The following is a 22,670-nucleotide window of genomic DNA, read 5'->3' as shown; positions in this document are numbered from 1 at the left end:
GGTTCAGACGCTGCGCGCACCCTGCGCGGGGGAGGCGGTCACCGTCCCGTCCCCGTCTTCGCCCCCGGAGCCGGACATGACGTCCGTCAGGTCCCGGTGGCGGGTCTCCCTGGCCACGCCCACCGCGATCAGCGTCAGCACGGCCGCGGCGATCACGTAGAGCGCGATCGGCGTCGAGCTGTCGTACTCGGACAGCAGCGCGGTGGCGATCAGCGGCGCCGGCGCACCGGCCGCCACGGAGGCGAACTGGGCGCCGATCGACGCCCCGGAGTAGCGCATCCGGGTCGCGAACATCTCCGAGAAGAAGGCCGCCTGGGGCGCGTACATGGCGCCGTGCAGCACCAGTCCCACGGTCACCGCGAGCAGCAGACTGCCGAAGTGGCCCGAGTCGATCAGCATGAAGAAGGGGAACATCCACAGCCCGACACCCGCCGCGCCCAGCAGATACACCGGACGCCGGCCGACCCGGTCCGACAGCGCCCCCCAGGCCGGGATGGCCGCGAAGTGCACGGCGGAGGCGATCAGTACGGCGTTGAGCGCGGTCTGCTTGGAGACGTCGGCCGCGGTCGTGGCGTAGACGAGGATGAAGGCCGTGATGACGTAGTAGCTGATGTTCTCCGCCATCCGCGCGCCCATGGCGATCAGGACGTCGCGCCAGTGGTGGCGCATCACCGAGACCAGCGGAAGCGGCTCGGCCGCCCGTGACTTCCGCGTCTCGGCCTGCGCCAACGCCTGCTTGAACACCGGCGATTCATCGACAGACAGACGAATCCACAAACCGACCATGACCAGGACCCCGGAGAGCAGGAACGGTATCCGCCAGCCCCAGCTGTTGAACGCGGTGTCCGACAGCACGGCCGTCAGCAGCGACAGCACACCGGTCGCGAGCAGTTGGCCCGCCGGCGCCCCGGTCTGCGGCCACGACGCCCAGAACCCGCGCCGCCGCGCGTCCCCGTGCTCGGACACCAGCAGCACGGCCCCGCCCCACTCACCACCGAGGGCGAAACCCTGGACGAGCCGCAGCACGGTCAGCAGCACGGGAGCGGCCGTGCCGATGGTCGCGTGGGTGGGCAGCAGCCCGATCGCGAAGGTGGCCCCGCCCATCATCAGCAGGCTCAGCACCAGCAACTTCTTGCGCCCGAGCCGGTCACCGTAGTGCCCGAACACCAGGGCTCCCACCGGACGTGCGGCGAACCCGACGGCGTAGGTCAAAAACGACAGCAGTGTGCCGACCAGCGGGTCGGAGTCCGGGAAGAACAGCTTGTTGAAGACGAGCGCGGCGGCGGAACCGTAGAGGAAGAAGTCGTACCACTCGATGGTCGTGCCGATGAGGGACGCGGCGACGATGCGCTTGAGGTTGCCGGGTGTCGGGGGAGCGGATGCTGCTGAGGCCATGTGCGCCACTTCCTCGTGTGCGGTGGGGACGGGTACGTGTCGGCACACCGTAGGAACACGCAGGTCAGGCGCACATGTGGCGGGGCACCATAGTTCGAGGGGCAGGTATGCGTGCGGCCACCATGCTGGCTCAGGCGCTACGCGGTGCTCCGCACGCCGCGTTCCCGCTCCAGCTCACGCTTGAGGTTGCGCAGGGTCGTCTCGATGTTGCGGACCTGGAATTCGGCGAACGTCCTGCCCGGCGTGACGAGTCGGTCGAAGGCGTTCGCCGCGAAGGTGGGCCACGCGCGCCGGTCGTCCGTCCAGCTCTCCGTCACGCGCGTACCGTCGGGGACCGGTTCGAGGCGGTACTCCCAGGTGGCGATCGGGCCGCGCAGCCGCGGGCGTTCGAGGCCGATGGCGTGGACACGGAAGGCGAAGCGCCTACCCGGTTCGGCCGCGGTGACCGTGCACCGCGTCACCCACCGGAACCTTCCGCGCCTGTTGCGGCCGACGAACCTCGTACCCACCGTGGCGCTCGCGTCCCCAGGGCCGTCGGTCGTGCCCAGGTTCTCCGGGCTCCACCGGCCCATGTCGCCTGGGCGGCTGACTGCCAGGTAGGCGGCCTGTGGTGAGACGCCGATGACGATGCTGCTGCTGACGGTGAAGGTACGGGCCACTGCCTTGCCTCCCGAGAGAAACGGAGAGCTACTGTCCAGTAGCAATCATGCCACCCGTCCCTCGGAACGGGCTCTCAGCCGAGCGGACCGGCCCGCCCCGGTGTGCGTGCCCGCCGTAGTCGTCGAGCGACAGGACCGTCGCCAGAAGGCACGTCGTTGACGAAGGCCGTGAGGATGGGCTCGCCGGCGGGGGCGGCGAGGGCGAGGGGAGTTCGGGAGGTTGTGGGGATCACCCGTTCGTCGAGAGGTTCCGCATGTCGCGCAGCCTCACAAGTGTTGCGCGGTCGTTCTCAGCGGTCGGCGGGGCCACGTCGGTGGCGCCCTGCTCGATCCTCTCGCGCAACCGGTGCAGGCCACGCCGCGCGTGGCTTTTCACGGTGCCCAGGGGCATACCGGTGCGCTCCGCGATCTGGAGCTGCGTCAGATCCTCGTAGAAGGCCAGGCAGAGGACCTCTCGCTGGCGGCGAGGCAGCCGGGAGAGGGCGTCGACCAACAGCACCCGGTCCAGGACGTCGTCCGGCGTCGCCTGTGCGCAGCTTCGTGCGTCGGCGTCGTACGCCGCCGCGTCGAGCAGTACGCCCCGCCTCGTCCTGGCCGTCAGAGCGTCGGCGATCTTGCGGCGGGTGATGCCCACCAGCCAGGCGCCGAGAGGACCCCGGTCGGGACGGAATCCGGCGCGTCCGCGCCACGCGCCGAGGAAGACCTGCTGCGTGACGTCCTCGGCCTCGTGCGTGTCGCCGAGCGATCGGCTGGCCATCGTATGGACGAGTGATCCCCATCGTCGGTAGACGGCCGCGAACGCCTGTTCGTCGGCGGCACACATGCCACGGGCCAGCTCGTCTTCGTGCCGGATCTCCCTCGCGATCGGGGGGCGGACGCCGGGCGGCAGCGAATTGGTGATCATCGCCTGGTTCCTCCATCCGCGCGTTCCGTGCGTTCGGTGCGTTCCGTGCGGACCCAGTTTTGTGGGGGTTTACGACGCACACAACATGCGTCGTTTGTGCGTCGTAATATGGGACTGTGAACGAGGGCGACGACGCACGGGTTGGGCGCGATGGCGGGCTGACCACCGGCGAGGTGGCGAGGCGGCTCGGGGTGGCGCCCACGACCGTCCGTTCGTGGGACCGCCGCTACGGACTCGGCCCCACCGGGCACACCGGCGGCCGGCACCGCCGCTGGGCACGTCGGGACGTGGCGCGGCTGGAGCGGATGTGCGCCCTGACGGCCAGGGGGCTGCCGCCCGCGGAGGCCGCTCGGCTGGCGCTCGGCGAGACCGCGCCGGACGTTCCCGGACGGCCTGAGACCCCGTCGCCGGTTCCGGTGCCGGAACGAGGTGCCGCCGCCGAACCGTCCCGGACGCCGGCCCGCGGACGCAGCCGGGCCGGCAGCGGTCTGCGTCTCGGTGACGTACGTCAGGAGTGCAGAGGAGTCGCCCGCGCGGCCCTTCGCCTCGACGCGGTCGCCCTCGACGGGCTCCTGGAGACGGCGGTCGAGGAGCACGGCCTGGTCGCCGCCTGGACGGAGGTGATCATGCCCACGCTCCAGGCGGTCGGCCGGAAGTGGGAGAGCTCGGGTGAGAGGTACGTGGAGGTCGAGCATTTCCTGTCCTGGCACGTCTCCGGCGTGTTGCGGCGTCACGCTCCGCCGGTGGTTGCCGACCGGCCCGGTGCGTCCACCGTGCTCGCCTGTGTGCCCGCGGAGAATCACACGCTGCCGCTGGAGGCGCTGACCGCCGCTCTTGCGGAACGCGGCCTGCCCGTGCGCATGTTCGGAGGCGCGCTCCCCGTCGAGTCGCTCGTCGCGACGGTCCGCAGGACGGGGCCGGCCGTGGTGGGACTGTGGGCTCAGTCCCGCACCACCGCCAGCCGGCCGCTGGCTCAGCATGTGGCCGCGATCGAGTGGGGTGTGCGCGGCGCCCGCAGGAAACCGGTGGTTCTGACGCTCGGTCCGGGCTGGGCCGGGCAGACTGCCCACGGGCTGCCGCGCCCGCCCGGGCTGGCCGAGGCGGTCACGGCGGTGGTCTCGGCGGTGGGTGGGTGACGGAGCCCGGCCGACGGGTACCGGTCGTGGTGACACGCGGTCCGTGCGAACGCAGCGACGAGAGCGCAGCGGGCCGACCTCCCGGGTTTCGGCGGAAAGGGTGCGTCGATGGAGAAAGTGGAGAAGGCGGAGAAGGCGGAGAAGGTGGAGAGGCACGACACGCCAGAGGATGAGGAACATGACCGCTCGGCACGCTGGTAGCCCGGACACCGTCGTCGTCGGTGCCGGGCTCGCGGGCCTCGCGTGTGCTCTGGACCTGTGCGGCGCCGGACGACGGGTGACGCTGTTGGAGGCGTCCGACGGTGTGGGCGGGCGCATGCGCACGGACCAGGTGGACGGGTTTCTGCTCGACCGCGGCTTCCAGGTGTTCAACACCTCCTACCCGCAGGTGAAACGGCGCCTGGACCTGCGGAGTCTGCGACTGCGACCGTTCACCCCGGGCATCGTCGCCCACACGTCGACGGGCCCCGTCCGTCTGTGTGATCCGACCCGGCTGCCGGGAGAGGTGGGGGCGCTGCTGCCGGGGCGGGCGCTGCCGGCCCGTGACCTGGCCGCGCTGGCCGCCCTCACCGCCCGGGACGCGCTGCTGCCCGCCGGCGCCTTCAAACGACGTCCGGACCGGTCCGCCGCCGCCGCCCTGTCCCGCGCCGGGGTCTCCGCCCGCACGGTCACCGAGATCCTGCGGCCCTTCCTGTCCGGCGTCTTCCTGGAGGACCGGCTGGAGACGTCTGCCCGCTTCTTCCATCTGGTCTGGCGGAGCATGGTCAGGGGAACCCTGTGCCTCCCCGCCGACGGAGTCGGCGCCGTACCCGCCCAGCTGGCGGATGGTCTGCCCGAGGGCGTGCTGCGCCTGGAGACACCCGTCGAGGCGGTCACCGACGCCGGGGTCCTCCTGGCGGACGGCCGCGAATTGTCGGCCGCGTCCGTGGTGGTGGCGACGGACGCGGCCCGGGCGGGCCGTCTGCTGCCGGGGCTGGACGTGCCGGACGGCCGTACGGTCACGACGTACTACCATGCCGCGGCGCGCTCGCCCCTGGCTGAACCCACCCTCGTGGTGGACGGCAGCGGGACGCTGCTCAACACGTGCGTGCTGAGCGAGGTGACGTCCACGTACGCGCCGCCCGGCACCGCGTTGGTGTCGACCTCGGTACTGGGGCCGGACCGGCCGGGGACGGCGGAGGTGGTGCGCCGGCGCCTGGCCGAGCTGTACGACACGGACACCAGCGGCTGGCGGCAGCTCGCCGTGTACACCGTTGAGGGAGCCCTGCCCGCCATGGAGCCGCCCTGGCCGCTGACCCGAACGGCGCGGTTCGAACCGGGCAGGTTTGTCTGCGGGGACCATCGTGCCACCGGTTCCGTGCAGGGCGCCCTGGCGTCGGGTACGCGGGCGGCGCGCGAGGTGCTGTGCGACCTCACGCGCTGTTGACTCGACGGCAACCGGGTCCGGCGCATCCACCGACGGCCGGCCCCCGGAAGACACGGTGCGGCGCAGGCGGACCGCCTACCCGTGCGTCTTCCTGGCGACCTCGGCGAAAGGAGTCAGACGTGAAACCCGACGGCGCCCGCGTGCTGGTGGCCGGTGCCACCGGCGCCCTCGGCAGTGCCCTCACCGCCGAACTGGCCGAGAGGGGCGCGCGCCCGGCGCTCGCCGGACGTGATCCGGTGCGCCTCGCCCGGGCCGCCGAACCGTACCCGGGCGCTGCGACCCTCCTCTTCGACGCGTACGACCCCGATTCCTGCTCCCGCGCCGTGCACGCTGCGGCGGACGGCCTCGGCGGGCTGGACGCCGTCGTGACCGCCTTCGGATCGGTCGCCTTCGGCCGGACGACGGAGGTCGGCGACGAGGTGGCGGAGCACCTGATGGCGGTCAACTTCCTCGCACCCGCCGCGTTCTTCCGCGCTGCGCTGTCCGTCATGCCACCCGGCTCCCTCGTCGCCGGCCTCACCGGCGTGGTGGCCGAATCCCCGCAGGCGGGGATGGCCGACTACAGCGCTTCCAAGGCCGCGCTCGGAGCCTGGCTGGTCGCCGCGCGCCGCGAGGCACGCACCGCCGGCATCAACGTCCTGGACGTCCGGCCGGGGCACCTCGACACGGGCTTCGCCGACCGGGCTGTCGCGGGCTCCGCGCCCCCACTGCCCAAGGGAGGCGACCCGCGTCGGATCGTCACCGCCGTGGCCGACGCGATGGCGGCGGACGTCGAACTGCTGCTGACGGCTCCGGACGGAACACCGGTCGTCGAACGGCGCGCCAAGTGAACCGAGGAGGCGACCCGTACGACGAGATGCGCGACGCGACCTGCGACGTGGCCATCGTCGGCGGCGGCGCATCAGGTCTCAGCCTGGCGCACCATTTGACGGCGACGGGCTCACACGACGTAACCGTGGTGGAGGCACCGGACGGCCCGCTGCGCCCGCCGGAGCGGACCTGGTGCTTCTGGGACCGCGGCGGCGGCGACTTCGACGAAGCGGTGAGCGCCGCCTGGTCCCGACTGCGGGTACATGGCACCGGTGGCGACGCCGTCACCGTCGAACCGTCGCCATTTCGCTACCGCATGATCCGTTCAGCCGCGTTCGAGCGGTTGGTCCATGCCCGACTGGCGGATTCCCCGGGCGGGCGTCTGCTGCGCGCGACGGCGGGCACGGTATGCGCCACGGCCGGCGGCGCGGAGGTCCAGTGCACGACGGCCGCCGGGCGCTCGCTGACGCTGCGTGCCCGGCACGTCTTCGACTCCCGCCCGTCGCGTACCCTGCCTCCGGCCCGGACACAGCTCCTGCAGCACTTCCGGGGCTGGTTCGTGCGCACCGACGCGGCCCGGTTCGATCCCGAGGTCGCCGACCTGATGGACTTCCGGGTGCCACAGCCCCGCCACGGGCTCGCCTTCGGCTACGTACTGCCGTTGGCTCCGGACCGGGCGCTCGTCGAGTACACCGAGTTCTCCCGGACGCCGCTCACCACGGAGGCCTACGAGTCGGCCCTGACCCGCTACTGCGGCGACACCCTCGAACTCCCCGCCTACACCGTGGAGTCGGCCGAGCAGGGCGTCATCCCCATGACGGACGCGCGCTTCCCCCGACGCATGGGGCCGGGCGTCTTCCGGACCGGGACCGCCGGCGGCGCGACCCGCCCCGCGACCGGCTACACCTTCGCAGCCGTACAACGGCAGAGCCGGGCCATCGCCGCCGCACTGCACGAGGGACGCGCACGCGTGCCTCCACCGCACGGACGGCGGGCGCTGGCCATGGACGCGGTACTGCTCCGGGCCCTGGACACCGGACGGATCAGCGGCCCCGACTTCTTCACCGACCTGTTCCGCCGTATCCCGCCACAACGTCTGCTGCGCTTCCTCGACGGAGCCACCTCGCCCTTGGAGGAACTGGGCATCGGCCTGCGTACGCCCGTCCGACCGATGCTCCGGACCGCCCTCGAACTGCCCTTCCTGTCCCGCCGCCCCCAGCCCGTCCCCCGCACCGGAGAGAACAGCCGATGACACTGCTGCGCGACCACGACCCGGCACGGGCCTTCGACCACGCCCCGCACACCTACGACCGCCTCACGGCACCCAACCCGGGCTACCACACCGACCTGCTGCGCTCGGCGCGACGCCTACGGCTGCCCGACGGCGGAGCCGGTCCGCACCTGCTCGATCTCGGCTGCGGCACCGCCACCTCCACCCGGGCGCTGCTGCGAGCCGCCCCGCGCGCCCGGATCACTGCCGTCGACGCCTCGGCCGGCATGCTGCGGCGGGCCCTGCCCAAACCGTGGCCGGCCCGCGTGAGCTTTCGCCACCTGACCGCCGAGGAGGTGGCCGAGACCGGGGAGGACCTCTACGACGCCGTCTTCGCCGCCTACCTGTTTCGCAACGGCACCGACCCGGACGACGTGCTGGCTCGCGACGGGTCCGCGGCCGTCACGGAGGACGCCCGGTGAGCGCCCCGCACCGCGCCGCCCGGAGGGGCCGCGACCGCAAGGCCGCGATCCTGATGCCCCCGCCCGGCCGCAGCCGGTTCGACGGCCCGGACGCTCCGCACGTCGCCGTGGCCGGTGGCGGCGTCGCGGGTCTCGCCGCCGCCGTCCTGCTGGCCGAGCGAGGCGCGCGAGTGACCCTCTACGAGCGGGAGGAGTCGCTCGGCGGCCGTCTCGCCGGATGGCGCACGCGGCTGGCCGACGGCTCCGAGGCGACCATGAGTCGCGGCTTCCACGCCTTCTTCCGGCAGTACTACAACCTGCGCGGCCTGCTGCGGCGAACCGACCCCGGGCTGGACCGTCTCCGCCCGCTGCCCGACTACCCCCTGCGGCACAGCGGCGGACTGACCGACAGCTTCGCCCGCGTCCCGCGCACGCCACCCCTCAGCGCCCTCGGATTCGTCGCCCTCAGCCCCACCTTCGGCCCGCGCGACCTCGCCGCCATGAACCCCAGGGCGGCGCTGCCACTCCTCGACGTCCGCGTTCCCGAGGTGTACGACCGCTTCGACTCGCTCGGCGCGACGGCGTTCCTGGACCGCGTACGCTTCCCGCAGGCCGCACACCATCTCGCGTTCGAGGTGTTCTCCCGCAGCTTCTTCGCCGACCCGGGTGAACTGTCCGCCGCGGAACTCCTGCTGATGTTCCACATCTACTTCCTGGGCTCGTCCGAGGGCCTTCTCTTCGACGTGCCGGACGACCCCTTCCCGCAGGCCCTGTGGGAACCCCTCGGCGACTATCTCCGGCGCCTGGGAGCGGACGTGCGCACGGGCAGCCCCGTACGTGCCGTGCGCCCGGACGACGACGGGGGAGTGACCGTGCGGACCGACACCACCGCTCACCGCCACGACGCGGCGGTACTCGCACTCGACCCCGGCGCACTGCGCGAGACCGTGGCGGCCTCACCAGACCTGGGCACGCCGTCCTGGCGCGAGAACGTCGCCTGCCTGCGCACCGCCCCGTCCTTCCTCGTTTCCCGGCTCTGGCTCGACCGGCCCGTTCGCGCCGACCGCCCCGGTTTCCTCGGTACCAGCGGCTACGACGGACTCGACAACATCAGTGTCCTGGACCGCTACGAGGGTGAGGCCGCCCGCTGGGCGGCCAGAACCGGCGGTGCGGTCGTGGAACTGCACGCGTACGCCGTCGAGGCCGACGCGGGCCGGGAGCAGGTCCAAAGGCGTGTGCTCGAGAGCCTGCACCGGGTCTACCCCGAGACGGGCGACGCACAGATCGTCGACGCACGGCACGAGTGGCGTGCCGATTGCCCGCTCTTCCCGATCGGCTCCCACGCCCGGCGGCCCACCGTGGCTACGCCCCACCCCCAGGTGACGCTGGCCGGTGACGCCATCCGCTGCGACCTGCCCGTGGCTCTGATGGAACGTGCCGCAACCACCGGCTTCCTGGCGGCGGGTGAGCTGCTGGCCAGGTGGGGCGTACGGGGGCAGGTGCTGTGGACGGTGCCTCGTGCGGGCCGTTCCGCCGCGCTCAGGACGCTCGGCGCACTCGGCAGACGGTGAGCCCCCTGTTCCAGGCTCCGTCCCGGATCCCAGATCCCAGAGGCAGGAGCCGACCACGTGCGGCGCCCGGCCACCCGCCACGCTCACCCAGGGAACCGGCCGGTGCTGCGCAGCTCCCAGCGCCGCTCCGCGTAGGCCAGGTCGTCGCGCCACAGCCGTCCCGCCGTGCGGCGCATCAGCGGGCGCAGTGCCGGAGCGACGGCCCGAGCCAGTGCGAAGCCCCGCCGGCCGGACGCGGCGACGACCGCCTCGACCACGGCGGTCCGCGGCTGCTCGGCCGCTGCTCCGGTCAGTGGTGTGGCATGGGTCTCCACCACGGACGTAACTCCCTCGCCCTCGGTGACACGCATGAGCACCGTGCGCGGCCCGGGAGCGGTGAACTCGGCCCGCACCGGCACCACCAGTCCGCCCGTGACGCGAAACGAGACGTCGACCACGAAGGAGTCGTCCTCCTCGCCCCGGGGCGTCCGGACCACCGTCAGGTCCACGAACGAGTACGGGTGGAACCACGAACCGTGCCACGGGTCCAGCCGGTTGGCGACCACGTCCTGGGGCTCGCACCGTCCCACCGCGACGAACACGGCGTCCACTCCTGTGCCCGGCACCGGACGCTGCGGCACCACGGGTCGCGCCAGCGGTTCCTCGCCGCCCACGGTGTCCAGCCGGACCCATACCAGCACTCCGTCGTCGTGGACGGGGTACGGCTCCCAGCCCGCGCGGGGACCGCCGTCCAGGGCCAGCCCGTGCCAGTGACACACCAGCGTGCCGCACACCACCCGGCTGTCGCGCAGTGGCGCCCCGAGGTGCGGGCAGACGCCGGGCCCCGCACGCAGTTCACCCGTGTCCGAGCGCCACAGCACGACCTCGACGCCGCCCACCGTCCTGCCGCGGGGCGGGCCACCCGGTCGCACGTCCCGTGAGGCACCGACGACGAACCAGTTGCCGGACGGCCGGGACGCGGCGCGCTTGAGCGCGTCGGCGATCAGGGCCGGGCGCGCCTCCTGCCAGGTCGGCGGCTGCGTCGCCCAGTCCGACCGGCCCCGTCGCCGCAGCGGCGGCGTCCAGCCGCCGCGGTGCTTTCGATCGGTCACTGCGCCGGTCCCTTCCCCTGAAGTGCCGCGCCACCCGCGTGCGGCATACGGCGTCGCTCCCGTGTGCGCCACCGCGCGGCGGCGATGTGTACGACACCGGCCGCGGCCGAGGCCGCACGGCGTCGACGGGACACCACCGCCCGGCGGTGCAGCACCGCGTACCCCTGCTCGGCGATCGCGTCGAGAATGCCACCGTAGAGCGTGAACGCGGTGCGGATGCAAGGGCGTACGCGAGGGTCGAGCATGGCGATGCCCGGCTCCGCCTCTCGGTACACGCCCCTCGTCATGGCCTCGGCCGCGACGAGCGCCGCGCGGATCCTCGGATCGCGCCGCCCCGTGCCGCGGCTCCACTCCAGCAGCTCCCGGTCCACGCCGTGCGCGGCGAGCAGGTCCGCCGGCAGGTACACACGGCCCCGGTCCAGGTCCTCGCCCACGTCCCGCAGGAAGTTGGTGAGCTGGAACGCCACCCCGAGAGCCGCCGCGTGTGGTGCCGCTTCCTCACGGGGGACGACCGTGCCGAGGACCGGCAGCATCTGCAGGCCGATCACCGCGGCCGAGCCGTGCATGTACGCCCGCAGCTCCGCGTAGGTCGGATAGTCCGTGACGCGCAGGTCGTCGCGCATCGACGTCAGGAAGTCGGCGAACAGCGCGTGGTCGATGCCGTATCGGGCGGCGGTGTCGGCCACGGCCCGCACCACGGGCTCGTCCCCGCCGCCGCTGCGCAGCGCGTACGCGAGGTCGCCCTCCAGACACTTGAGCAGCCGGTCGCGCTCGCAGGGCGCCTCGCGCCGCTCCAGGTCGTCCACGATGTCGTCCGCCCACCGGGCGAAGCCGTACAGGGCGTGCACGGCCGAGCGATGCTCCACCGGCAGCAGGCGAGTGGCCAGGAAGTAGGTCTTGCCGTGCCGGGCGTTGAGCTCTCGGCAGCAGGAATAGGCGGCGCGCAGGGCGGGGTCGGCGACCCCCGCGGCGTCCAGTTCACGACGGGTCATGGGCACCTGCCACGGTGGGGGCGGACGAGTCGGCGGGGGCGAAGGCCCGCCGGTCGCGCGGGGATCGGCGGCGTTTTCCGGCGGTGATCCGGTCGGCGGCGAGCCGGCCGCTGATGAGCACCGTGGGGACCCCCACACCGGGAGTGGTGCCACAGCCGGCCAGCACGACGTTCTCGATGCCGCGGACGAGATTGCGGGGGCGGAAGGGACCGGTCTGGGCGAAGGTGTGGGAGACGGAGAAGGGGCTGCCGGCCGCGTGCCCCTGCGCCGTCCAGTCCAGCGGTGTCACCAGCTGCTCCTGTCGGACACTCGCCGAGAAGCCCTCCAGCCCCCGGCGCTCCAGTTCGGCGACGAGACTGTCGCGGTAGCGCGGCCCGAGGTCCCGCCAGTCCTCGGCGGAGGGGCCGACCGCGGTGTTGGGACAGGGTGCGAGGACGTAGTGCAGATGCCCGCCCGGCGGAGCCAGCGAGGGATCGTGTGCGGTCGGCCTGGTGATCAGCAAGGACGGATCGCTCATCAGCCGCCCGGTACGGGTCAACTCGTCGAAGGTCTGCTCCCAGGCAGCACCGAAGGAGAGGGTGTGATGGCCAAGGCCGGGCCAGGTTCGGTCGGTCCCGGCGTGCAGGACCACGGCGGACGGCGAGTGACGCAGCCGTACCGGACGCCGTGGAGCACGGCCCAACAGCCGGTATGCGGTGGGCAGTTCGCATGTCAGTACCACCGCATCGCAGGGGATCCGCTCACCGGAGGCCAGCCGTACGGCGCGTACCCGGCCGGCCGAGCGCTCCAGCTCGGTCACGTCGGCGTTCCAGCAGAAGTCCGCGCCCGCGTCGGCCGCCGCGTCCGCCATGCCGCGGGGGAGTGCGTGCATGCCGCCCTTGGGGAACCAGACGCCTGCCACCGTGTCCATGTAGGCGATCACCGCGTAGGCCGCGAGTGCGCGGGCCGGTGCCACTCCGGCGTACAGGGCCTGGAAGGAGAAGACCCGGCGCAGCCGGGGATCGGAGATGAAACGGCCGATGCGTCCGTCCAGCCGACCGAATCCACCGAGTGCCGCCAGCCGGGCCAGGTCCGGGTGCATGAGCTGGAGGGGGGAGTCGAAGTTCGAGCCGATGAAGCGTCGCATCTGCGCCCGGTACAGCCGCTCCAGCCAGTCCCGCAGTGCGCGGTAGCCCATGGCTTCCGTCGGTCCGGCGAATCGTCGCACCTCCGCCTCCATCGCCTCACCGTCGGTGTGCACGTCGAGCGAGGTACCGTCCGCGAAGCCGGCCCGGTAGGCCGGGTGCAGGGCCACCAGGTCGACGCGCCGGGCGAGACTGTCACCGACGGCCGCGAACGCCTCGTCGGCCAGGTGCGGCATCGTCAGCACCGTGGGGCCGGTGTCCACCTGGTGGCCGCACAGCTCCATCCGGCCCGCCCGGCCGCCCGGACCCGCGTTTCGTTCGACGACCGTCACCCGGCGGCCCGCTCCCAGCAGGTGAAGGGCACAGGCCAGGCCCGACAGTCCGGCACCCACCACCACGACGTGGTCCGTCCGACCCGGCACCGTCTTCATGCGACTTCCTCGGTGCGGCCCGCGGGGACGCCCGACGCCCGCTCCACCATCGCCGCGAACTCCCTTTGTACGGCGGGGGGTGCCCCGGTTCGCTCGTGGTGCCGCAGACCTTCGGCGGCCAGTTCCGCGATCTTCGACTCCACCACGGCCCGGGCTCCGGTGCGCTCCAGTGCGGTCCTCATGCTCTCGACGGTGTGGCAGGAGCGCGTACCCGAGCCGGGGGCGAGGACGGCGGCGGCCTTCTCGTCGCTCTCGGCCGCCGCGAGCTCGAGGGCGACGGCCAGGAGGTAGGTGAGCTTGCGCGAACTCAGGTCCTCATCGGCTGGTTTGCCGGTGACCGCCGGGTCGCCGAACGCGCCGAGGAGGTCGTCCCGGAGCTGGAAGGCCAGCCCGACCGACCGGCCGGCGCAGCGCAGGGCGTCCAGGGTGTATTCGTCGGCGCCGGCCAGTGAGGCCCCCAGAGTCAGTGGTCGCGCGACCGTGTACAGCGCGCTCTTCAGCACGGCGACCGCCAGGGCCTCCTCGGTGCCGGACGAACCGGTCGCCTGTGCGTGGATGTCCCGGTACTGCCCGGCGACCATCTCCTCCCGCATCGCCCGCCACTCGCGGTGCAGCCGCGCGCCGTGCGGCGAGCCGAGCGCCGTCTCCGTCAGCAAGTCGTCCGCCCACACCAGCGCCAGATCTCCGGCGAGTACCGCGGCGGAGGTCGCGAACATCTCCGGAGGGCCGCTCATCCCGGTGGCCCGGTGCATGCGGGCCAGGTCCACGTGCAGGGCGGGCGCTCCGCGGCGCAGCGGTGAACCGTCCATCACGTCGTCGTGGACGAGCGCGCACGCCTGCACCAGTTCCAGGGCGGCGCCCGTGCCGAGGACCGCTGTCGCATCGCCAAAGCCGCCGGCCGCCCGCCATCCGCACCACGTGAACGCCGTGCGCAGCCGCTTGCCGCCGCGCCGGACGAACGTGCTGACCCGGGCGGCCACGTCGCGGGCGAAGACCGGATCGGTCGCTCGGGCCTGAAGCAGTCGCGCGTCCAGGACACGTTCGAGCACCGCCTCGACATCCGCGACGGCGTGCAGGGCGGTGTGCGGGTCGTCGGCAGGTCCGTCCGTGCCGGCCACGGCCGACCGTAGTCCAAGCATGCGCAGCCCCTTCTCACTTTCCGTCACCCGCACACCAGTGCTTCGGCTGTGGCACGGGGTGTGGATGCACTGGTTACCGCCGTAAATAAGCGGGTTCCCCGGCGACCGCTCATCCCACCGGCCCCATCCGTGTGTTTCACGGCGGCGCGTCGCCGCGCGTCCGCTCCTGGCGCCGCAGTTCGTCGAGGTCGGCGAGTCGGTCCAGTCCCCGTACCGCGCGGGCGGTGCGGTGGTTGTGCTCCAGCCGGGCGCGGTGGCGGTCCATGAACGACCAGTAGCCCGCCGTGTAGGGGCAGGCGTGCTCGCCCGTGCGGTCGCCCGGCCGGTACGTGCACGGGCCGCACAGGTCGCTCATCCGGTTGATGTAGGAACCACCGGACGTGTAGGGCTTGGTGGTCATCCGGCCGCCGTCGGCGTACTGGGACATGCCGACGACGTTCGGCCCCATCACCCAGTCGTACCCGTCCACGAAGCAGCGGTGGAACCAGTCCGTGACCGCGGCCGGATCCCAGCCCCGCTGGAGTGCGTGACTCCCGAGAACCATGAGCCGGGGGATGTGGTGCGTCCACCCCGTGTCACGCACCTGGGCCAGGACAGTGCGCAGGCATCGCGCTTCCACCGCGTCCGCGTCCAGGTCGTTCCACCAGCCGGGCAGCGGCGCGGTGTGGCGCAGGACGTTGGAGTGGCGGTACTCCTCGCCGAAGTACCAGTACAGCTGCCACACGTACTCGCGCCAGCCGGCGACCTGCCGGACGAACCCCTCGACGCTGTTGAGCGGTGCCCGCCCGGCACGCCACGCCGCCTCCGCACGCTCGACGCACTCGGCGGGGTCGAGCAGACCCAGGTTGAGCGAGGACGACAGGAGGCTGTGGCTCATGACGGGGTCGGCCGCGAGCATGGCATCCTCGTACGGGCCGAACGCGCCGAGCCGGTGTTCGACGAAACGCCGCAGTGCCGATCGGGCCTCGGCACGGGAGGCGGGGAACAGACGCGGCCCGTCCCGCCCGACGAAGGACACGTCGCCGTCCTTCTCCCAGCGGTCGAGGTCGTGCCGGACCTTCTCGTCGATCTCGTCCTCGCGGGGCCGGTAGGGCGCTGAGACGGGGAGGGCGGACGCGTCGCGGGGCGGTGGCTGCCGGTTGTCGTGGTCGTAGTTCCAGTGGCCGCCGGCCGGCTTGTCGCCGTCCATCAGCAGGTCGTGTCCCTGCCTGACCCAGCGGTAGAAGCCTTCCTGGCGAAGCCGCCGCCCGCCGTGGCCGTCCGCCCACGCCGCGAAGTCGGCCATGGGCACGAGGAAGCCGCGCGCGGGCCCGACGGTGACCGTCGGCAGCGAACGCACCAGCCGCACGGCGGCGTACGAGGTGGGATGGTGAACCGTCACCTCGTCGTCGCCCGCCGCCCGGTCCAGGCCCTCCCGGTAGGTGTCCGCGCGCACGTAGGTGATCCGGTCGCCGAGCTCGGACGCGCGGTGGCGCATGGCCGAGAGCACGAGGTGGGCCTTGGCCCGGTGGAAGCGCCGGCGACGGAACACCGACCGGGCCTCGATCATCAGCAGAGGTGAGTCGCGGGTGAGACCGCTCTCCTGCGAGGGGCGCAGGAAGTGCGGACCGAGCTGGTCGCCGAAGAGCCAGTGCACGGCGTCCGCCTCAGTCCCGGCCGCGCGCGTGCTTGAAGCGCGCCAAGCCGTCGCCGAGGTCGATCAGCGGTTGCGGGTAGTCCAGGCCTGCCCGCTCCTCCTCGGGCAGCCGCCACGGCTCGTGCACGCGAGAGGCGGCCACGGGCCGCAGTTCCGGAACCCACCGGTGGACGTAATCACCGTGCGGGTCGAAGCGTTTGCCCTGGACCACCGGGTTGAGGACGCGATGGGGGCGGGTGTCCGTGCCGGTGCCCGCGACCCACTGCCAGTTGAGCTGGTTGTTGGTGATGTCGCCGTCCACCAGCAGGTCCAGGAAGTACCGGGCGCCGATCCGCCAGTCCACGTACAGCGTCTTCGTCAGGAAACTCGCCACCAGCAGACGGGCCCGGTTGTGCATCCAGCCCTCGTGCCGCAGCTGGCGCATCGCCGCGTCCACGACCGGGTACCCGGTACGGCCCTCCCGCCACGCCGCGACGTCCTCGGACGCCTCGTCCTCGTCGCGCCACCGGTCGTGCCGGGTGCGGTAGTCCTGGACGGACGCCTGCGGCCGGGCGGCCAGGACCTGGTGGTGGAAGTCGCGCCAGCACAGCTGGCGCACGAACGCCTCCGCCCCGGGGCCGCGGCGCCCCCGGACGCGCTCGACGAGCTCCACCGGTGAGAGGGCGCCGAAGTGCAGGTAGGGCGAGAGCCGGGAGGTCGCGTCACCGGCCAGGTCGTCGTGCCGGTCCTCGTACGCGGACAGATCCTCGCGCGCCCAGCGGGAGAAGCGGTCGCGTCCGCTGGTCTCCCCGCCCCTGAGCAGTCCCGGCGAGGTGCCGGTCACCTTTTCCCGGGAGGGGAGGGGCTCGCCGCGCACACCGTCCGGCACGCGCACGGTTCGCGGTGCGGGGCAGACGTCCCGCAGCCGTTCCCCCGACCAGCGGCGGAAGTACGGGGTGAACACGGAGTAGTGGTCGCCGCCCGACGGTGTCACCTGGCCGGGAACAAGAGCGGTGATCACCGCGTCGTGCACCCGCAGGGCCACCCCGCGTTCGTCGAGCGCCTTGCGCAGCAGCTCCTCTCGGTGATGCGCGTAACGGGTGACTCCCGCGGCCACGTGCACCTCCTGCGCACCACACTCGGCGGCGACCGCGGCGACCTCACGGGCGACCGGTCCCGAGCGCAGCACGAGTCGGCCGCCGCGGCGGCGCAGCGAGGCGTCGAGATCGGCGAGGCAGTCGGCGAGGAAGGCCATCCGGTTCGGCACGTCGAAGCCGGCCGCGTGGATGCCGCGATCGCGCACGAACAGCGGCACCACCTCGTCGGCGGACGCGAGCGCGGCGCGCAGCGGCGGATGGTCGTGCAGGCGCAGGTCCGAGGTGAGCAGGACGACCGCGACGGTCATGGTGGCACTCCTGACAGGTGGCGCCGGTGGCGCTGGGGGACTGCTGGACTGCCCTTACCGGAGCGGGCTTCTCCTCGCACGCGACCTGCGGATGCGGCCCGCACCCGCCGTGGCTCCGCGTGCGCCCAGGCCCTTGGCCGCGGCCTGGGTGATGTTGCGGGCCATCCCGCCGAACACGACGGCGTGGAAGGGGGAGACGGCCCACCAGTAGGCGTGGCCGAACAGACCCCTGGGATGGAACAGGGCGCGTTGCCGGTAGCGGATGCGGCCCGCGTCGTCGGTCTCCGCGAACATCTCCAGCCACGCGAGTCCGGGCAGTCGCATCTCCGCACGCAGCCGCAGCAGGTGTCCCGGCTCGATCTCCTCCACCCGCCAGAAGTCCAGCGAGTCGCCGACCCGCAGGTGCTCGGCGTCCCGTCGCCCGCGGCGCAGCCCGACACCGCCGACGAAACGGTCCAGCCAGCCCCGTACCGCCCACGCCAGCGGGAAGGAGTACCAGCCGTTGTCTCCGCCGATCCCCTCGATCACCTTCCACAGCGACTCACGGGAGGCGTCGACCGGCCGCTGCCGCGCGTCCTCGTAAAGGCTGCCGCCGGCCCAGTCCGGGTCCGTGGGCAGGGGATCGCTGGGAGCTCCGGGCACGCCGGCGGACGACCAGCGGGTGGCGACCTGCGCCTCCCGAACCCGCCGCACGGCAAGGGCCAGGGCCTCGTCGAAGGGCAGCGGCCGGCCCGGAAGGTCGGGTACATAGCGGGCGATGTCGTGTTCGTGGCACACCACCTCGTGACGCAGCGACTCCGTCAGCGGCCGGGCGAGCGAGGCGGGCACCGGGGTGACAAGCCCGACCCAGTGGCTGGACAGACGAGGCGTGAGCACCGGTACGGGCACGATCTTCCGATGCCTGAGTCCGGCGACGGAGGCGTACCGGTCCATCATGTCCCGGTACGTGAGCACGTCCGGCCCGCCGATGTCGAACGTCCGGTCGACGTCGTCCGGCATGGCGGCCGAACCGACGAGGTACCGCAACACGTCCCGTACCCCGATGGGCTGCGTTCGGGTGTGCACCCAACTGGGCGTGACCATGACCGGCAGCCGTTCGGTGAGGTAGCGCAGCATCTCGAACGACGCCGAACCCGAGCCGATGACGACCGCCGCCCGCAGCACCGTGGCCGGGACCGGCGAGTCGAGGAAGACGCGCCCGACCTCCGCCCGTGACCGCAGGTGCGGGGAGAGCGTCTGCTCGGGCACGCCCCGGGGAGTGAGACCGCCCAGGTAGACGATCCTGCGCACTCCCGCGGCGTGCGCCTGCTCGGCGAAGATCCGGGCCGCCCGGCGGTCGGTGTCCTCGAAACCGGAACCGGTGCCGAGCGCGTGCACCAGGTAGTACGCGACGTCGATCCCGCGCATCGCCGCGGCCACCGAGTCGGCGTCCGTGACGTCCCCCTGCACCGTCTCGGCGTCCACCGCCCAGGGATGGTCGCGGAGTTTGCCCGGGGAGCGGGCCAGACACCGGACCCGGTGGCCGGCCTCCAGCAGTTCCGGGACCAGACGCCCGCCGACATAGCCGGACGCCCCGGTCACGAGGCAGCGCAACCGCTCCGGGCCGGGCTGTCCGTCGGTTCCCATTGTCGTTTCCTTCCGGTACTTGTCCCGTTGCCGCCCCCTGTCCCCCGATCATGGCCGCAACACCATGACCGCGCCTGTCGCGGCGCGGCGGCCGGAGTCCGTGACGACGCCGGGACCGCCGGCCCTCACGCGAATACTTCTGGCGCTGCCGGGCGCGCGGATGCGAAGGACGCTCAGTCTCGACGGGGTCAGCCGGGCGGAGTACCGGGAGGGTGCGCGGCCCGGCCGGCTCGCCCGCCGGCGCCGAGCAGTCCCGCGGCCTCGAAGAACTCCGCAGCGGCGAGACGAGACGGTTCACGCCGCGACAGCATGGTGACGACGGGTGGCTCGGGCGCCGCCACGCGCCACATCACCGACGCGGAAGGATCCGAGCACGCCGATCGTTCGGCGTGCTCGGATCCTTCCGCGTCGGTTGCCACACCGAGCTGCTCGCCGCTGTGAGCCGGTGGGGTCAGACGCGCTCCATCCGCCAGATCTGCGGTTGCAGTCCGTTGCACGTCCACTGCTGGACGTTGGCGCCCGGTTCGCGTGAGCCCTCGGAGACGTCCAGGCACTGGCCGCTGGAGCGGGCGACCAGCCGGTAGTAGCCCCGGCCCACGTTGTCCAGGCGCCAGTCCTGCGCGGCCAGCCCGTTGCAGTACCACTGCCGGACATTCGCGCCCGCAGTGGCGGAGCCGTTCTCCACGTCCAGGCAGTGGCCGCTGTTGCGACCGGTCAGTGTGAAGTGGCCGCCACCGTGGGCGCGCAGCGTCCAGTTCTGGGGGTCAAGCCTGTTGCAGGTCCACTGCTGGACGTTGCCACCGGGCTCCCGCGAGTCGGCCGCGACGTCGAGACAGTGCCCGCTGCCCGCGTTCACCAGCCGGTAGAGCGCGCCGTCGACGACGCCGGCCGCGTCACCGGTGCCGGTGAGGCTTCCGGTGGCGAAGTACGGCTTGCACACCGAGCCGTCGAAGTCCGTGGCCAACTGCAGCACCTCCCGGCCGTCCGCCGTCGGAAGCAACGGCGAGCTGTAGTTCTGGCAGTAGTTCACCTCCGGAGCCTGCACCGCCACCGGCGCCTCGATCTCGTACCACGGCCCGCTGCCGTTCTCCGTGTTGGCCAGGATCGTGCGGCCGCTGTCCGCCGCGGGAGTGCCGTCACTGTTGAGGAGGCGCTGCCCGATCAGCAGCAGGCGTCCGTTCGGAGCGCCGTCCGGTGAGGGCGCCCAGGCAACGGTTGGTGCGGCGCGGAAGTACTTGCCGTCCACGGTCTGCGGCCGGTACCCGAGGAAGGTGGGGTCTCCCCAGTCCCACCCGTCCGGCGAGGTCCGGAAATGCACCACGCACTGGTATTGGCCGCTGGGAGTGCAGATCTCGTAGCTCATGAAGTAGCTGCCGTTCGGCAGCTTCCGTACCACCGGCATACCGGGCCGATCCGTCGACAGGGTGCTCGCCACGGTCTCGTGGTGGTCCTGCCAGTGGACGCCGTCGTAGCTGCGTGCGGCGACCAGCTTCTGGCTGTGCCCGGGGTCTGTCTCGTCGGAGTAGTGACATACCAGCGCACCGTCTCCGGCGACCGAGAACTCCGGTTCCCACAGGCCACCCGTGCCGCTCGCGACGGCACACGAGGAGAGATGGGACCAGGAGCGCCCCACGTCGTCGCTGCGCCAGATCCGCAGCGCCATCCGGCGGTTCTGCTCGTCCTGTCCGGCCGACGAGGCCCACAGCAGGGTGCCGGCCCGCAGCCCGCCCACCTGCCGGGGCAGCTCGAACAGCGTGGCGCAGCACAGGCCCTGGCCCGCCGCGGACTCTGGATCGACGACCTGGCCGACCTCGCGGAAGCTCGCACCCGAGTCGGTGCTCTCGTGGATGGCGCCGACGCCGTTGTTGCCGTCGAACGTGACGACACTCGCGAGGATGCGCCCGTTGGCCGCGCCGTTGTGGGCGAGCCGGACGGCTCGAGGGTACAGACCCGTGCCGTCACGCAGCGGCGTTCCGGTGGCAGCGAGGGCGGCGGTGTCCGCCGCGACGGGAATCGGGGAATCGGGGGGCGACACGGCGTAGGCGGTGGCCGGAATGGCCAGTGCCAGGCTGAGGACGCCGGTCAGACCGCACAGCGCGACACGTGCGCGGGCGCGTCTGAGGAAGTGGTACAGGCGGAGGATCACGACGGTCTTCCTTCCTGCGAGGACGAAATCCGCGCCAGAGTAGAGGCGGATGTACATCGATGTAAACAGGAGGGCGAGCCCGGCCCGCGCCGTCGGCGGGTGGGGCGACGGCGTTTTGAGCGGCGGTAGTTGACGAGGCTGGTGGTGATGAGCGATGAGGGCGGGGATTCATCGCCGCTGTCGCCCGCAGATGCCGTGCAGCCTGTGCGCCGTCCCCCATGCCGCGTACACTGGCGGCTAGTCCCAGACCCCGGCGCCTCATGCCGAGAGCGGCGTCGGCCTCCGGTGAGCGGACCGCCTTCCCCGTTGCCTGCCCGGGCGATCTCCTTGCGGGCCACGCCGGTCCCTCGACATGTTGCTCGCTCACTCCTTCGAGCGTGCCCGCGCACATGCACCCAGCCGGTGGTATCGGTGCGGGTCCGGGAACCGAGGCGCCGTGTCGAATGCGCTTACGAGAGTGCTGTACCGCTGCAATGGCCGGTTGACCGTGTCCCTGGAGGGCGATATCGACCTGTCCACGGTCCCTGCCGTACGCACCGCCCTGGGCAGGTGCGACGACCACGGGGTGACGGACATCGACGTCGACCTCGCGGCGGTCGGGTTCTGCGACGCCAGTGGTCTGCACGTCTTCCTCGCCGCCTCCAAGCGCCTGGCCGCGGCGGGGGAGGCGTGCGGCTGCACCGTCCTGCCCCGGCCGTACGACGGCTCCTGGAGCTCACCGGTACGGGGTTCCTCCTGGCCGACGGGCGCCTGCGCGTCGAGTCGCCGCCGGCCGATACCTCCCAGCCGTCCAGCGGGGCCGCATGATCAGTGACCGCATGGCGAAGGTCCTGCCGCTGCTCCGGACCGGGCCGTGGCCGGACGTGGCAGCCCATGCGGCCGATCTGCTCGGCGTGGACAGGATCGCCGTCAGCGTGGGCAGCGGATCGGGCGAACCGGAGATTCTCTGGTCCTCGGAGGGCGCCTCGCGCGGCTTCGAGGACCTGCAAACCGTCCTCGGGCACGGCCCGGGACCGGACTGTCTGTCCGGCGGCATCCCGGTGCGTGTGCCGGATCTGGCCCGGGTGCGGGCGGACCGCTGGCCCGCTCTCGTGACGGAGGCGTCCGCCCTGGCCGTGCAGGCGGTGTTCTGTTTCCCCCTGCGCATCGGCGCCATCACCCTGGGGGTGCTGACACTGGTCAGAAGCACTGCCGGGCACATGTCGCCGGCACAGGGCGGCGACGTCACCGTACTCGCCGGCGTCGTGACGGAACGTGTCCTGGAACTCGTGGATCCTCAGTTGCCGTCGCCGGAGCACCAGGACCTGGCTGCCCTGGCCCTGCCTCAGGCGGTCGTCCACCAAGCGACCGGCATGGTCAGCGTCCAGCTTGCCGTACCGCTGGCCGAAGCGCTGCTGCGGCTGCGCGCCTACGCCTACAGCAACACCCGCACCCTCAACGACACGGCGCAGGACATCGTGAGCAGGCGACTGCGGCTTGCCCCTGATCCGCAGCCGCCGAACGATACCGACGACGCAGACGAGGACTGA

The 22,670-nt window shown here is 72.4% G+C and carries 18 protein-coding genes and 1 pseudogene; 8 read left to right on the top strand and 11 right to left on the bottom strand.

The genetic code is table 11. The features are described 5' to 3' along the window. Nucleotides 1-3: 3 nt before the first annotated feature. The 3 genes from ACGH7X_RS04555 to ACGH7X_RS04545 form a co-directional block, all read right to left on the bottom strand. Nucleotides 4-1,395, bottom strand: coding sequence for an MFS transporter (locus ACGH7X_RS04555; protein WP_399881868.1), 1,392 nt, complete (start codon nt 1,393-1,395; stop codon nt 4-6). Nucleotides 1,396-1,532: 137 nt separating this feature from the next. Beyond that, a complete protein-coding gene (locus tag ACGH7X_RS04550; RefSeq protein WP_399881866.1) occupies nt 1,533-2,054 on the bottom strand; it encodes an SRPBCC family protein in 522 nt (173 codons plus the stop codon). Nucleotides 2,055-2,283: 229 nt separating this feature from the next. Then, the gene (locus ACGH7X_RS04545; RefSeq protein ID WP_399881864.1) at nt 2,284-2,958 is read right to left on the bottom strand and encodes an RNA polymerase sigma factor; all 675 of its coding nucleotides are present in this window, start codon (nt 2,956-2,958) and stop codon (nt 2,284-2,286) included. A gap of 116 nt (nt 2,959-3,074) precedes the next feature. Here ACGH7X_RS04545 and ACGH7X_RS04540 point away from each other — a divergent pair, with 116 nt between their 5' ends. The 6 genes and pseudogenes from ACGH7X_RS04540 to ACGH7X_RS04515 all read left to right on the top strand — a co-directional run bounded on the left by ACGH7X_RS04540 (nt 3,075) and on the right by ACGH7X_RS04515 (nt 9,572). After that, nucleotides 3,075-4,094 (top strand): MerR family transcriptional regulator, encoded by a 1,020-nt coding sequence (locus ACGH7X_RS04540; protein WP_399881862.1) that lies wholly within the window; start codon nt 3,075-3,077, stop codon nt 4,092-4,094. 178 nt (nt 4,095-4,272) lie between these two features. Then, a complete protein-coding gene (locus tag ACGH7X_RS04535) occupies nt 4,273-5,520 on the top strand; it encodes an NAD(P)/FAD-dependent oxidoreductase (RefSeq protein WP_399881860.1) in 1,248 nt (415 codons plus the stop codon). A gap of 119 nt (nt 5,521-5,639) precedes the next feature. Next, complete coding sequence (locus ACGH7X_RS04530; protein WP_399881858.1) at nt 5,640-6,350, top strand: SDR family NAD(P)-dependent oxidoreductase; 711 nt, start codon at nt 5,640-5,642, stop codon at nt 6,348-6,350. Nucleotides 6,351-6,376: 26 nt separating this feature from the next. Continuing rightward, nucleotides 6,377-7,582, top strand: coding sequence for an FAD-dependent oxidoreductase (locus ACGH7X_RS04525; protein ID WP_399896780.1), 1,206 nt, complete (start codon nt 6,377-6,379; stop codon nt 7,580-7,582). Beyond that, nucleotides 7,579-7,980 (top strand): annotated as a pseudogene (locus ACGH7X_RS04520) (class I SAM-dependent methyltransferase); the annotation flags it as partial. The gene ACGH7X_RS04525 and the pseudogene ACGH7X_RS04520, both read left to right, overlap by 4 nt. A 95-nt stretch (nt 7,981-8,075) precedes the next feature. Continuing rightward, nucleotides 8,076-9,572 (top strand): FAD-dependent oxidoreductase, encoded by a 1,497-nt coding sequence (locus tag ACGH7X_RS04515; protein WP_399896777.1) that lies wholly within the window; start codon nt 8,076-8,078, stop codon nt 9,570-9,572. A gap of 83 nt (nt 9,573-9,655) precedes the next feature. On the opposite strand, the gene ACGH7X_RS04510 is transcribed toward ACGH7X_RS04515, so the two are convergent. From ACGH7X_RS04510 to ACGH7X_RS04475, 8 genes are all read right to left on the bottom strand, one after another. Beyond that, entirely contained in the window at nt 9,656-10,663 is a 1,008-nt protein-coding gene (locus ACGH7X_RS04510; RefSeq protein ID WP_399881856.1) for a DUF5914 domain-containing protein, read from the bottom strand. Then, on the bottom strand, nt 10,660-11,655 hold the full coding sequence (locus ACGH7X_RS04505; RefSeq protein ID WP_399881854.1) for a phytoene/squalene synthase family protein: 996 nt from the start codon (nt 11,653-11,655) through the stop codon (nt 10,660-10,662). Before ACGH7X_RS04505 ends, ACGH7X_RS04510 begins: the two co-directional genes overlap by 4 nt. Next, nucleotides 11,642-13,210 (bottom strand): phytoene desaturase, encoded by a 1,569-nt coding sequence (locus ACGH7X_RS04500; RefSeq protein ID WP_399881852.1) that lies wholly within the window; start codon nt 13,208-13,210, stop codon nt 11,642-11,644. Before ACGH7X_RS04500 ends, ACGH7X_RS04505 begins: the two co-directional genes overlap by 14 nt. After that, the gene (locus tag ACGH7X_RS04495; protein WP_399881850.1) at nt 13,207-14,349 is read right to left on the bottom strand and encodes a polyprenyl synthetase family protein; all 1,143 of its coding nucleotides are present in this window, start codon (nt 14,347-14,349) and stop codon (nt 13,207-13,209) included. The genes ACGH7X_RS04500 and ACGH7X_RS04495 overlap by 4 nt, the downstream gene beginning before the upstream one ends. Nucleotides 14,350-14,485: 136 nt before the next feature. Next, on the bottom strand, nt 14,486-15,985 hold the full coding sequence (locus ACGH7X_RS04490; RefSeq protein ID WP_399881848.1) for a cryptochrome/photolyase family protein: 1,500 nt from the start codon (nt 15,983-15,985) through the stop codon (nt 14,486-14,488). A gap of 10 nt (nt 15,986-15,995) precedes the next feature. Next, nucleotides 15,996-17,369, bottom strand: coding sequence for a cryptochrome/photolyase family protein (locus tag ACGH7X_RS04485; protein ID WP_399881846.1), 1,374 nt, complete (start codon nt 17,367-17,369; stop codon nt 15,996-15,998). 54 nt (nt 17,370-17,423) lie between these two features. Beyond that, complete coding sequence (locus ACGH7X_RS04480) at nt 17,424-18,995, bottom strand: SDR family oxidoreductase (protein WP_399881844.1); 1,572 nt, start codon at nt 18,993-18,995, stop codon at nt 17,424-17,426. Nucleotides 18,996-19,446: 451 nt separating this feature from the next. Continuing rightward, entirely contained in the window at nt 19,447-21,141 is a 1,695-nt protein-coding gene (locus tag ACGH7X_RS04475; protein WP_399881842.1) for an RICIN domain-containing protein, read from the bottom strand. 487 nt (nt 21,142-21,628) lie between these two features. On the opposite strand from ACGH7X_RS04475, the gene ACGH7X_RS04470 reads away from it, so the two are divergent. Both ACGH7X_RS04470 and ACGH7X_RS04465 read left to right on the top strand, forming a co-directional pair. Further along, nucleotides 21,629-21,955, top strand: coding sequence for an STAS domain-containing protein (locus ACGH7X_RS04470; RefSeq protein ID WP_399896774.1), 327 nt, complete (start codon nt 21,629-21,631; stop codon nt 21,953-21,955). Further along, nucleotides 21,945-22,670: a GAF and ANTAR domain-containing protein gene (locus ACGH7X_RS04465; RefSeq protein WP_399881840.1), complete on the top strand. Its 726-nt coding sequence runs from the start codon at nt 21,945-21,947 to the stop codon at nt 22,668-22,670. The genes ACGH7X_RS04470 and ACGH7X_RS04465 overlap by 11 nt, the downstream gene beginning before the upstream one ends.

The sequence above is a fragment of the Streptomyces sp. BBFR51 genome, assembly GCF_044591655.1.
GTDB lineage: Bacteria > Actinomycetota > Actinomycetes > Streptomycetales > Streptomycetaceae > Streptomyces.
This window is presented reverse-complemented; position numbering and strand designations above follow the sequence as displayed.